Genomic DNA, 11,548 nt, shown 5'->3' on the forward strand with positions numbered 1-11,548 from the left:
CCTCGCTCACACTTGGAGCAGCGGCAGAGCTGCGCCCCGGACCGGGGCGGCGGACCTGCCGCTTTTCGCTGCCCAGCGAAGGGAGCATTCATGTGAGCGTCCTGGACTTCCCCGACGCGGAACGCCTGATCGTCGACTTCCTGAAGAACCGCCCCGAGCTGGCCGGTGCGACGGTCGACAACCGTCCGCCCGCCGGATTCGACGGCACCCAGAAGGCCGTCCTCGTCTCCCGCGTCGGCGGCGCCTGGGTCGACGACCAGCACCTGGACCAGCCGCTGCTGGACCTGGAGGCGTACGGCCCGGACAAGACGGCGGCGCACGCCGTCGCCCTCGCGGCCCGGGCCTGCGTCCTCGGACTGGCCGGGACGGCCCACGGCAGCGCCGTCGTCACCGACGTCGCCGAGTCCGACGGGCCGCGCTGGCTGCCGGACTACAACCGTCCACGGGGCAACCGCTACCTCACGACGGTCCAGCTGCGACTGCGCCTGGCCTGAGCCCGTGCCTGCCCGGCCACGGCCCCGCCTGCTCCGGCGGGGCCTTCTTCATGCCCGAAACACCTTTCGCACCCGAGGAGTTCCCATGCCCAACCCCTCCGCCAACAACGGTGGCCAGATCCGCGTCGCGGGCACCGGCCGCATCCTGGTCGCCCCGGTCACCCTGCCGGCCGCCGGGTCCGCCGACCCGCTCCCGGTCCCGGTCCCCCGTACGACCACCGACGACTGGCCGCTCCCGCACTGGCAGGACCTGGGCTTCACCACGACCGACGGGATCAAGTTCAACAAGAAGGAGAAGATCGATCCCGTCGACACCTGGCAGTCGGCGACGCCGGCCCGGTTCATCTACTCCGACCGCGACCTCACGGTGAAGTTCCAGCTCCTGCAGATGAACAAGCAGACCCTCGCCTTCTTCATGGGCATCCCGGCGTCGGAGATCAAGCCGACCAAGATCCCCGAGGGCACGCCCCCGCAGGACAAGGTGGTCGACGGCACCTACGAGTTCCAGCTGCCGAGCAATCCGCAGAAGGACGAGCGCGCCCTGGGCATCGAGTTCAAGGACGGCTCGGACATCACGTACCGCTTCATCATTCCGCGCGGCCAGGTCACCGAGACCGAGGAGCTGGGGCTGACCCGGACCGGGGCGCTGAAGCTCGGCGTGACCTTCACGGCCCTCGAGGGGCCGAACGGCGAGCTGGCCAAGTGGATCATGAAGGACAAGTCCTACGCGTAGGCCGCAGGCCCGGGCGGGGTGGCCGGCCCCGGCCGCCCCGCCCGGGCACCCCACCCCGTCACCCCTCATCGGAGACTGGAGACCCATGCCCGCCTTCAACGTCAACGCCGCCCGTGCCCAGCGCCTCGAAGCGCTCGGCCGGACCTGGGCCTTCGAGCTCGACGGCGACACTTTCGAACTCCCCACCGAGCTGACGCGCGCGGTGGCGCACCAGCTCCGCGCCCTCGACGACAACGACGTCGACGGCCTGCTCGCGCTCCTCCTGGGCGAGCAGCAGTTCGCGCGCTTCGCCCGGCACGAGACGACCATGCAGGACATCGCCGCGATCCTCGAGGCCTACGGCAAGGAGACGGGGCTCGGCCTGGGGGAAGACTGAGCCTCGGCGAGCTCGTCGACGAACACGCCGAGGCCCTCGAGGCGGACCTCCTCCGCCACTACGGCGTCGACCTCCTGGACTGGCACCGCGGCCGCCTCACCTCCCGTCGGCTCGCGGTCCTGATCCGCCACCTGCCACGCGACAGCGCCCTGCACCGCGAGCTCCACGGGGAGGCGGCGGAGTGGGCGGTGACGGACCATCTCCTGGCCCACGCGGTGGACCAACTGGCCGAGGCGAACTGGATGTTCGCAATGGTCAACCGGGACGAGGAGGCGGAGCCGCCGGCACCGCCACAGCCTCTGCCCAGGCCGGGTTCCGCCGCCACCGACGCCGCCGCGTCCGATGCCCCATCGCACCAAGGGCCGGATCCGGCCCGGCTGGCCGCGTTCTTCGCCGGGTGACCGGCTCCCGGAGACACCCGACACGATGGCCGACTTCAAAAGCGGGACCGTCAGCCGCGCAGCTTGACTTCCCAGCGCCCCACGTCCCCCCAGCCCCAACCGGCCCTGGCTGCGCTCACCACGATCAGTCCTGGCTTCCGCGGAAGAGTGATGGTCCCGTGGAATTTGTCGTCGTGAGAGATCAGCACACCCTTTTCCTTCCCCTCCAGGTCGAACAGCGTCACACAGCCACGATTCGAAAACGTGACGTCCGCCTGTCGCGAACCTCCGGAATAGGAAAAGACTCGCGAGGCTTCCGCGGTCTCGACCTCTCCCAGGCGAGGCGCGTCCGTCACCTCGCTCAGGGCGACGTTCCACGTTCGTACGATGTGCACGCCGCCGGTAATTCCGAGCCGACCGTACTCGGCGGGTATGAAGAGATGGGACTTTCTCTTTCCCATCGCCGAACCGCCTACCTTCTCTCTTCGCACGGAGTTCTTCGTCGCCTTTTGCCCGGTGACGTAGAACCCCTTCCCCAGGAGCCCTCCCCATAACTCCGCGAGCAGCACACGACCGGAGAGATCCTCCGGAACATCGAATTCGGACTCCCCGCGCCCGGAGAACAAGCGCCTGGATTCTGTGTGCATCGACCAATCCTCCGAGGTGAGGGATAGACATGAGCAACGATGAAGTAAAGGACCTCAAGGACAGACTGTCAGACGTCGAGAAGGAGTTCCAGACCTTCAAATGGAAGCTGGAAACCGGCTGGCTGAAGGGGGAGGCGGTCGGCGCGTCCGCCGCCGCGACAGGAGTTTCCGGTTCCGCCTCGGCTGTATCGGGCGAGTTCACCGCTCTCAGCGGCGGCCTCAAGCTCTGGAACTTCGAGTACGACATGCTCGCGGAGCGGGAGAAGAGGCGCCTCAAGGCCGCGAAGAAGGATCCGGACTCCCTGTCCGATCGCATCACCGAGGTGGACGGGCGAGCGGACCGGCGCCTCAGAGCCATGAACCGCGACCTGAATCAGAAGCTTCGGCTCAAGGCCGACCGGTCCGCCGTCGGGGACGCCAACACCCGGCAGAACAGCCAGATTCAGAACCTCCAGCTGACGGCCGGGCGCGCGATCGAGGAAGTACGTCGGCTGTACGGCGAGATCGAGCGCCTCGACGGCCGGTTCTGACGTCGGCCCCGCACCCCGGGAGGAGCATCCATGGCACTGAACACATCCCTCAGAACAGCCGTCACACAGCTCGGCCGCATGCGCACGTCCGTGGGCCAGGCGGCGACGGGCCTCACCCGGCTCCGCACGTCAACGGGCGACGCCTCCAAGGCCGTCGACGGGATCAAGAAGTCGGCGGGACAGGCCGGCACCTCCGTCGGCAAGCTCCGCACCGCCGCCGGCGACGGGAACACGGCCCTCGGCAAACTCCGTACCGGAGCACGGAGCGGAAGCAACGCCCTCGGCACGTTCCGCACATCCGCCAACCGAAGCGACACCGCCGTCCGGAAGCTGCGGTCCGGGCTACGCACCGCCGATGGAGCCCTGGACAAGGCGAAAGGCGGTTCCGACAAGCTCAAGTCCTCGCTCGACCGGCTCCGGGGGTCCGCGGGCAAGGCCGAGGGCGCGCTGCGGGACGTCAAGCGGCAGGCCGACGCCGTGGAGCGGTCCGTCGGCAAGGCCGGGCGGAACGCCGACCGGGGCGGGAAGTCCATGGGACGGCTCGGCAAGGGGCTCAAGGGCGCGTCCCTGGCGCAGCGGGGGCTGAACCTCGCGATGGCCGCGAACCCGTTCGGGCTCGTCATGGCGCTGCTCGCCCCGCTCATCACGAAGTTCGTCGACATGGACAAGGTCGCCAAGCTGCTGCGCCGCGGCGTCTCCGCCGCCTGGAGCGGGATCAAGGAAGCGTCCTCGTCCGCCTCGCGGTTCCTCAAGCCGCTGTTCACCGGGGTCGTCAACGCCTTCCGGTCGCCCGTGGTGCAACTGGTGAGAGGGCTCAACATCCTCATCGGCGCCATGAACCGGATCAAGTTCAAGGTCCCGGGCTGGGTGCCGGGGCTCGGCGGCAAGGGGTTCGGATTCGACCTGCCGCGCATCCCCGTGCCGCATCTCGCCGAGGGCGGCATCGTACGGGCCCGGCCCGGCGGCACGCTCGCGCTCGTCGCGGAGCGCGGGGAGAGCGAGGCCGTGATCCCGCTGAACAGGCTGGAGCGGATGCTCGGCAGCCGGCACGACGGCGCGGGCCTGCGCCGCCTCGCGGATGCCGTGGAGCGCCTCGCCGAACGGCCGGTGCACGTGAACGTCGACGCCCAGACCATCGCCCGCGCCGTGTGGACCGGGCAGCGACAGCTCGCCCGCCGGTAGCACCCGCCGACGGGACACAGCAGCAAGGAGGGACGACAGTCATGCCACGAAACCTGTGGATCGGACACCCCGGCCGCCTTCGGGAGATAACGCAGGCGGCGACGGGCTGGGAGCGTGGAGCGGATCTGGGGGTGGGCCAGTTCACCGCGCTGGGCGGGCAGGTGACCACACACGCCCCCCGCCGCTCGGCACGCAAACTGAAGCTGACCTTCGACCGCCTGCCCGAGGCGGACGCCACGCACCTGGACCGCCTGGCGCGCCGCGTCGACGGGCCCGGCCCCCTCGCCGTACTCGACCCCGTGACCCGGAACCTGCTCGACCCGCTCCAGGCGGCGGGGCGCGGAGACGGCGGCGCGAGCGCCCACTGGCGGGTGGTGTCCGGCAGCGGGACCGTGGTGCGCGACACCGGCGCCGGAGCCCTCCCGGACACCTGGTCCTGGCGCCCGGCGGCCGACAGCGACCGGCTTGCCTGGGCCGCGCGGCAATGGCCCGGCTTCCCGGTGCCGCCGGGAGCCTCCGTGCGGTTCACCGTGCCGACGGCGTGGCGGGTGACGACCAGCAAGACCCAGCTCGACTGGAAGGACGCGGCGGGCGAGCCGCTCGCCACGACGAGCGCGTCCCGGCAGACCGTCGTCGGCACCGCCCCCGCGGGCGCCGCCTTCGTCACCCCGTCGGCCAGCGTCGCGGTCGACGGGAACCCCATCGGGCTCGCCGGTGCGGTCCTCACCCTGGACGACCCCTACGTACCCGCGTCCCCGCAGGAGTTGCTGGCCGACGACCAGGCGGCGGGCAAGGGCGACCTCGCCCAGTGGCAGGCCGACAGGGCGACGCTGAGCGCGGACGGCAGCGGCTACGCCGTGCTCGACATCCCCGCGAACGTCGACGCCGTGCTGCGCTGGCGGAGGCCGGGCGCGGTCGGCTTCCCCGTGGCCCCGGGCCAGTCGGTGGACCTCACCGTGTCGAGCGTCCTGCGCGGGCGGGCCTCGGCCTGCTTCCTCACCTGGTACGACCGGGCGGGCGCCTTCGCCGGGGTCGTCGACGCCTGGGCACCGGGGACCGCGCCGGCCAGGGCCGCGTTCGTGGAACCGGCCCTCCAGTTCATCGCGAACGCCGCCGCGTTCACCGGCCGGATCGGCACGTCGAAGCTGCGTGCCATGGCCCCGGACGGCGAACTCCCGGGCGACGGCTGCCCGCCGATGGCGATCACCGCGTACACCGACACACCGGGCAGGCCGCTGCCTCACCGCGGCCTCTCCCTCGACCTCACGGAGGTGACCAGTGCAGCAGGCTGACGAGGACCTCACCCGGGCCCTGAACTCCGGGTCCCGCGTCACCGCCCACGAGTCCCGGTTCGGCGGACGCGACCTCAGCGACCAGGTCCAGAGCTGGTCCCTGGAGCGCTCGTACGCCACGGACCTGCCGGAGGCGATGCGGGCCTTCTCCGGCAGCTCGGCCGCGCAGCTGACCGTCCAGGCGGGCGGCGCGAACGGCGTGTCCGCGCCCGCGCTCTACTCGCCCTGGGCCAAGCGCGCCACCGGCGACGTCGTGCGGCCCGGCCAGTCGGTCGTGCACAGCGCCGGGCTCGACGCCGGGGTGCTGCCCGCCTTCCGGGGCCGGGTGCGCTCCCGCTCGGCGGGCTCCGGCACGGACACCGTGACGGTCACCGCGCTCGACGGCTCGGAGCGGCTCCAGGGGCGCGCGGTGCTGCCCCGGCCGAACATCGGATTCCGTACCAACCGGCCCGTGGCGACCGCGACCTGGTGCGTCGACGAGCTCCTGCGGCAGGCGGGCCTGCACTCCTGCCCGCCGCCGCGCGGGCCCGAGTTCACGGACATCGACAGCCCGCTGACCGTGCTCTACGCCTCCCTGCACGGCGGGTTCGCAGCCACCTACGGCACACCGCTCTCGTTCCCCGACGACGACGCCTACAGCTGGGTCCGCGGCGGCGCCCCGCACTCGATGGCACTGCTGCCCAAGGCGGCCCCGGTCAAGGCCGTGTGGGCGCCGCGCAGCCGCATCACCGTGCCCGGCACCAAGCTGTTCGTCGAGGCGTGGGTGAACACCGCCATGGGCGGGATGAACCAGGACATCAAGCTCCTCTTCGACCGGGCCGGCGCCGCACAGGGGTACATCACCTTCAAGGTGGAGGCCCATTCCGGCCGGGTGAGCGTCTTCTCCGGCACGGAGGGCGGCGCCGGAAAGGGCCTCGTCTGGGTGTTCAACCAGCTCAGCGACATGCTGAACGCGGGCCGGTGGCACTTCGGCCTCTGGATCGACACGGGCGCGGGCGGCGCGTCCAAGGCGCGCCCCACCGTGCAGCCCGTGATCAGCCATGGCGGCACGCCCCTCGTGGGAACCGTGGCCACCATCGACGAACCCGAGGCCGAGCAGTCCCTCGCCGAGCTGTACAAGGTCGAACTGGTCACCGAGATGGCCGTCGAGGCCCTCCAGGTGACCGCCGACGTGAACGCCACGCCCAAGGGAGCCGACTTCGACCAGCAGGGCATGTGGACGCGCGCCGTCCAGCTCGACGACGCGACCCTGCCGCTGGTCTCCATCCCCCGCGTGTCCGGGTCGCAGTGGGAGGTCGTCACGCAGATCGCCAAAGCGGCCATGGCCACCGCCGAGTTCGACGAGAAGGGCGTCTTCCACTGGCGCAACCACCTGCGCTTCAAGACCGCGCCCAGCAAGCCCGACCTGACGCTGACCACGCAGCGGGAGATCGCGGCCCTGACGGTCAGCGAGGAGATCGACGCCTGCCGCAACCACGTCGAAGTCCCCTACCGGGACTGGTCCGACGTCGGCAAGGAGGACAAGGCGCACCTCGTGGCGGCGTCCCAGATCACCATCCCCAAATCGGCGACCGTGACCCGGCACTGGGCGATCGCCGAGGAGGAGTACGACATCCTGCCGCCGGTCACCGACGACGACCAGGTGAGCATGACGGAGACGGCGATCCGGTTCGCCACGTCCACCGCGTCCGGGAACAAGGCGCTGAAGGGCGCCGTGGAGGTCGAGGCCCGCCGCGTGGCCGGCGTCCTCACCCTGCGGATGTCCAACCGTCTGAAGGTGCCCGTCTACACCTGCCTGCCCAACGGCACCCCGCTGTCGCTCTACCTGACGACGTCCAAGCCCGCGAAGGAGCCCGCCGAGCGCCGGGCCACCGCCCGGGACACCGTCAGCCAGCGCCACTACGGCGTGCAGAGCTACGTCGCCGAGGCCTCCGACTGGGTCCAGGACAAGGCGGCCGCCGAGTCGCTCGCCACGACGCTGATCGCCTCGGGCCGCTACCCGGTGCCGCTCATCGGCGACGTGGAAGTCCTGTACGACCCGAGGGTCCAGCTCGGCGACGTCGTCCGGCTGCGGGACGGCAGCGGTGCCGAACTGGACACCTTGTGCTGGGTCATCGGCATCAAAACCTCCAGCGGTCCCGGCGGCGCCGTCCAGCAGACGCTCACGCTGCGCGGCACCACGTACAACGGCGTGCCCGCCGACACCGGGCTCACCCCCGACCCGCCGGTCGTCTGACCCGGCGCGCCCGGGCCGCGCCCTCGCCCGCGCCCTCCACGCACGTACGACCACCAGGAGCAGACCATGGCCGACATCCCCACGACCGTCACCCTCACCGAGGCGCAGCTCGCGGCGCTCGCGGACACCGTGGCCGCGCGCCTCGCCGTGTACCTCGTGCGCCGGGACCCCGTGCAGGTCACCGTCGACGACCCGCTGAGCGCCCTGGGCACCGAGGTGATCCGGACCGAGGACCCCGTACCGCCGCAGCCGGACGGTGAGGCCGCGTGAGCACTCCCCTCACCCCCGCCGCCTACCTGCGAGCCCTCCACCACGAAGGCACCCGCACCCGAGAGCACCCCGGCTGGCGCTCCCACAACCGCAATCACAAGGGCCCCTGGGGCCCCGTCCACGGCGTGATGCTGCACCACACGGCGGGCAGCGACAGCCTCTCCGCCTGCCGGAACGGGCTGCCCGACCTCCCGGGCCCGCTGTGCCTCGGCCTCATCACCAAGGACGGCACCGTCCACCTGCTCGGCCACGGCCGCACCAACCACGCGGGCCCCGGCTCGGCCGCCGCGCTCGCGGCCGTGCGCGCCGAGCAGGCCCCGCCCGCGCGGCCGGGCCCCGACGCCGTTGACGGCAACGCCCGCTTCTACGGCTTCGAGATCGAGAACCTCGGCAATGGCCGCGACCCCTATCCGGGCGCCCAACTGGACGCCGTGGAGCGGCTCTCGGCCGCCCTCTGCCGGGCCCACGGCTGGTCGGCGGCCAGTGTCATCGGCCACAAGGAGTGGACCCGCCGCAAGATCGACCCGTCGTTCTCGATGGCTTCGATGCGGACGCGGATCGCCCGGCGGCTCGGCACGCGCCCGCCCGGCGGGCCCGACCGGCCCGGTCCCGCGTACGCGGTCTTCCCCGGCGCCGCGTTCTTCGTGCCGGGCCGCCGCAGCCCGCTGATCACCGCCGTCGGCCGCCGTCTGGTCGCCGAGGGCTGCGGGCGGTACGCGGTGGGGCCGGGCCCCGAGTGGACCGCTGCCGACGTGCTCTCGTACGCGGCCTGGCAGCGCGAGCTCGGGTACTCCGGCGCGGACGCCGACGGCATACCGGGACGCGCCAGCTGGGACCGGCTGCGCGTGCCGCAGGCATGAGGGAGACCGCCATGACCGACCCCGGCCGCCGCGCCCTGCGCACCCTGGTCCAGACCCTGTTCGGCCTGGTCACCGCCCTGCCGCTGCTCGCGGGCGACCCCGCGGCACACGGCCTTCCCGGCGTGGCCGTCGCGGTGGCGGTGGCCGGGGCGCTCAGCCGGCTGATGTCCGCCCCGGCCGTGCAGCGGCTGCTCCCGGAGTGGCTGCGCGTCCGCACGGGTCCGCCGCCCCGGAAGGAGGCGGACCATGGCCGGCTCTGACACCGACGGCATCGCCCTGGAGCTGGAGCGCCTGCACCGCTCGGTCGACGTGGGGTTCGCCACCACCCGCGGCGATCTGGCCCTGCTGCTGCAGCGCGCCGACCAGACCGACAAGGCCATCGGCGAGCACGAGGAGCGGTTGGACGCCCTGGAGCGGACCAGGTGGCCGCTGCCCTCGCTCGCCGCCGTCACGTCCTGCACGGCGCTCGCGCTCACGCTGTGGCAGCAGTCCGGCCGCTGACCCGCGGCCGGTGTACGTCGCCGTGCTCCGGCGGGCCCCGCCGGTCCCCCGGAGCACGGCGCCCCTGGGCCCCCAGCACTAAGCCCAACGCCCCCGCCCCCTCGGCCCCCGGGCCGATGTGGTGGGCGGGGTTCGTGGGGAGGATGGTGTCGTCACCATCCAGCAGGGGCAGGCAGAAGGAGCCGATCATGTCCTACCCGGATCCCCGGTACTTCTCCGACGAGGGCGAAGTCAGCGCGGTGTACCGCCCGGCCGACACCCCGCCCGATTACTCCACGCCCACGCAGGACTACCACTACCTCGCCACCACCCTGTCCACGCAGGGCGAGTATGGCCTCTACAAGGTCGACATGGGGCCGCGGGCGGGTGGGCCCAGCACGCATTTCCACAAGGGGATCTCGGAGTCGTTCTACGTCCTCGACGGGGAGCTGGAGCTCTACGACGGCGACAAGTGGCGCACCGGCGGGCCCGGTGACTTCCTGTACGTACCGGTCGGCGGGCTGCACGCGTTCCGGAACGTGTCCGACGCGCCGACGTCGATGCTGATGCTGTTCTCGCCGGGCGCCCCGCGCGAGGAGTACTTCGAGAACGTGGCGGAGGCGGCGCAGCGCGGGGGCGACGCGTTCGGGCGGTTCCTCGTGGAGCACGACAGCTTCTTCGTGGACCAGGGCCACTGAGGAGCCGGGGCGGCCGGCCCTCAGCGGCCGCCGCCCCGGGGCAGCCGCCACGCCGAGAGCGCCGCCGTGGCGAGGAGCACGAGGCCCACCACCACGAGGCCCTGCCGCATGCCGCTCACCGCATAGCCGCCGTCGCTGCCGATGAGCGCGCCGAACAGGGCCACCGACAGCGCGCCGCCCGTCTGGCGAAGGGAGTTGAGGAGGCCGGACGCCGTGCCCGCCCGGTGGCCGGGGACCGCGTCCATCAGCAGGGCCGTCAGCGCGGGCACCGCCAGCGCGCCGCCGATGCCGGTCGGCACCAGCAGGACCAGGACCAGCCACATCGGGGTGTCCGCCGCGAGCGGGAGCAGCGCGAACATGGCCACGGCCAGGATCAGTTGGCCGGTCACGATCACCGGGCGGCGGCCCGCCCGCTCCGCGAACCGGGGCGAGACGAGGTTCGTCGACGTGATCAGCACCGCGAGGGGCACGAACATCAGGCCCGCGGCCACCGCCGACATGCCCCGCAGCTGCTGGAGGTACAGGCCGAGCAGGAACACCACCCCGTAGAAGCCCGCGTTGACCGCGAAGCCGACCGCGAGCGAGACGCCGACCTCGCGCTGGCGCAGCAGCGGCAGCGGCACCATCGGCGCCGGGTGCCGCCGCTCGGCCGCGCGGAAGGCGAAGGCCGCGGCCACCGCGAGGCCCGCGGCGACAAGGACCGAGGGGCTCGTCGGGCCCGCGTGCCCGCCCTCGATGACGGCGTACGCGAGCGCGCCGAGGCCGAGCACGGCGGTGAGCTGCCCCGGCACGTCCAGGGGCGCCGGGCGGCGCGGGGACGGCGCGGTGCGGGCGAGCAGCGCCAGGATCAGGGCGCCGATCGGCAGGTTGAGCAGGAAGACCGCGCGCCAGCCGACCGTCTGGGTCAGGACGCCGCCGAGCACCGGGCCCGCCGCCATCGCGGCGGAGCCGCCCACGGTCCACAGCGCGATGGCGCGGGCGCGCCGCCTCGGGTCGTCGTACGCCTGCCGGATCAGCGCGAGCGAGGCGGGCATCACGACCGCGGCGGCGGCCCCCTGGCCGATCCGGGCGGCGATGAGCGCGCCGATGCCGGGCGCGAGGGCGCAGGCCAGCGAGGCGAGCGTGAACAGGGCGGTGCCCCAGGCGTAGGCGCGCCGCGCCCCCGCCCGGTCGGCGAGCGCCCCCGCGGAGATCATCAGCGCCGCGAACATCAGCGTGTACGCGTCCACGACCCACTGCAGGCCCGTCATGCCGCCGTGCAGGGAGGAGCGGATGTCGGGCAGGGCGATGTTGACGGCGGAGACGTCGACGGTGATGACGGTGAAGCCGAGGAGGGAGGCGAGGAGGGCGGTGGTGGCTCGGGGGGTGGG

At 72.6% G+C, this 11,548-nt stretch carries 15 protein-coding genes; 13 read left to right on the forward strand and 2 right to left on the reverse strand.

The window, feature by feature from the left end; genetic code table 11:
- Positions 1-92 precede the first annotated feature (92 nt).
- The 4 genes from IG74_RS0119050 to IG74_RS0119065 all read left to right on the forward strand — a co-directional run bounded on the left by IG74_RS0119050 (position 93) and on the right by IG74_RS0119065 (position 2,004).
- Positions 93-494 (forward strand): hypothetical protein, encoded by a 402-nt coding sequence (locus tag IG74_RS0119050; protein ID WP_030678233.1) that lies wholly within the window; start codon positions 93-95, stop codon positions 492-494.
- An 85-nt stretch (positions 495-579) separates the two neighbouring features.
- Complete coding sequence (locus tag IG74_RS0119055; protein ID WP_030678235.1) at positions 580-1,227, forward strand: hypothetical protein; 648 nt, start codon at positions 580-582, stop codon at positions 1,225-1,227.
- 85 nt (positions 1,228-1,312) lie between these two features.
- Positions 1,313-1,603 (forward strand): hypothetical protein, encoded by a 291-nt coding sequence (locus IG74_RS0119060; RefSeq protein ID WP_030678237.1) that lies wholly within the window; start codon positions 1,313-1,315, stop codon positions 1,601-1,603.
- Between the two features lie 74 nt (positions 1,604-1,677).
- The gene (locus IG74_RS0119065; RefSeq protein WP_037825731.1) at positions 1,678-2,004 is read left to right on the forward strand and encodes a hypothetical protein; all 327 of its coding nucleotides are present in this window, start codon (positions 1,678-1,680) and stop codon (positions 2,002-2,004) included.
- 50 nt (positions 2,005-2,054) lie between these two features.
- Here IG74_RS0119065 and IG74_RS0119070 read toward each other — a convergent pair whose 3' ends face one another.
- The gene (locus IG74_RS0119070) at positions 2,055-2,630 is read right to left on the reverse strand and encodes a hypothetical protein (RefSeq protein ID WP_030678240.1); all 576 of its coding nucleotides are present in this window, start codon (positions 2,628-2,630) and stop codon (positions 2,055-2,057) included.
- Between the two features lie 29 nt (positions 2,631-2,659).
- Between IG74_RS0119070 and IG74_RS0119075 the strand changes: the two genes are divergently transcribed.
- From IG74_RS0119075 to IG74_RS0119115, 9 genes are all read left to right on the forward strand, one after another.
- Positions 2,660-3,160 carry a hypothetical protein gene (locus IG74_RS0119075; protein ID WP_030678243.1) on the forward strand — a complete coding sequence of 167 codons (501 nt, stop codon included), beginning with the start codon at positions 2,660-2,662 and terminating at the stop codon, positions 3,158-3,160.
- Between the two features lie 30 nt (positions 3,161-3,190).
- Positions 3,191-4,342, forward strand: coding sequence for a hypothetical protein (locus IG74_RS0119080; protein WP_030678245.1), 1,152 nt, complete (start codon positions 3,191-3,193; stop codon positions 4,340-4,342).
- A 41-nt stretch (positions 4,343-4,383) separates the two neighbouring features.
- Positions 4,384-5,634: a hypothetical protein gene (locus tag IG74_RS0119085; protein WP_158857686.1), complete on the forward strand. Its 1,251-nt coding sequence runs from the start codon at positions 4,384-4,386 to the stop codon at positions 5,632-5,634.
- Entirely contained in the window at positions 5,621-7,870 is a 2,250-nt protein-coding gene (locus tag IG74_RS0119090; protein ID WP_030678250.1) for a hypothetical protein, read from the forward strand. Before IG74_RS0119085 ends, IG74_RS0119090 begins: the two co-directional genes overlap by 14 nt.
- Before the next feature lie 66 nt (positions 7,871-7,936).
- Positions 7,937-8,140, forward strand: coding sequence for a hypothetical protein (locus IG74_RS0119095; protein WP_030678253.1), 204 nt, complete (start codon positions 7,937-7,939; stop codon positions 8,138-8,140).
- Positions 8,137-9,000, forward strand: coding sequence for a peptidoglycan-binding protein (locus IG74_RS0119100; protein ID WP_030678256.1), 864 nt, complete (start codon positions 8,137-8,139; stop codon positions 8,998-9,000). Before IG74_RS0119095 ends, IG74_RS0119100 begins: the two co-directional genes overlap by 4 nt.
- Before the next feature lie 11 nt (positions 9,001-9,011).
- A complete protein-coding gene (locus tag IG74_RS0119105) occupies positions 9,012-9,260 on the forward strand; it encodes a hypothetical protein (RefSeq protein ID WP_030678259.1) in 249 nt (82 codons plus the stop codon).
- A complete protein-coding gene (locus IG74_RS0119110; protein ID WP_030678261.1) occupies positions 9,247-9,501 on the forward strand; it encodes a hypothetical protein in 255 nt (84 codons plus the stop codon). The genes IG74_RS0119105 and IG74_RS0119110 overlap by 14 nt, the downstream gene beginning before the upstream one ends.
- Before the next feature lie 188 nt (positions 9,502-9,689).
- Entirely contained in the window at positions 9,690-10,178 is a 489-nt protein-coding gene (locus IG74_RS0119115; protein ID WP_030678263.1) for a cupin domain-containing protein, read from the forward strand.
- A 20-nt stretch (positions 10,179-10,198) separates the two neighbouring features.
- Here the strand turns inward: IG74_RS0119115 and IG74_RS0119120 are convergent.
- Positions 10,199-11,548, reverse strand: a 1,350-nt coding sequence (locus IG74_RS0119120; RefSeq protein ID WP_030678266.1) for an MFS transporter, incomplete at its 5' end; no start/stop codon positions are given.

Source organism: Streptomyces sp. NRRL B-1347 (assembly GCF_000720325.1).
Taxonomy (GTDB): domain Bacteria; phylum Actinomycetota; class Actinomycetes; order Streptomycetales; family Streptomycetaceae; genus Streptomyces.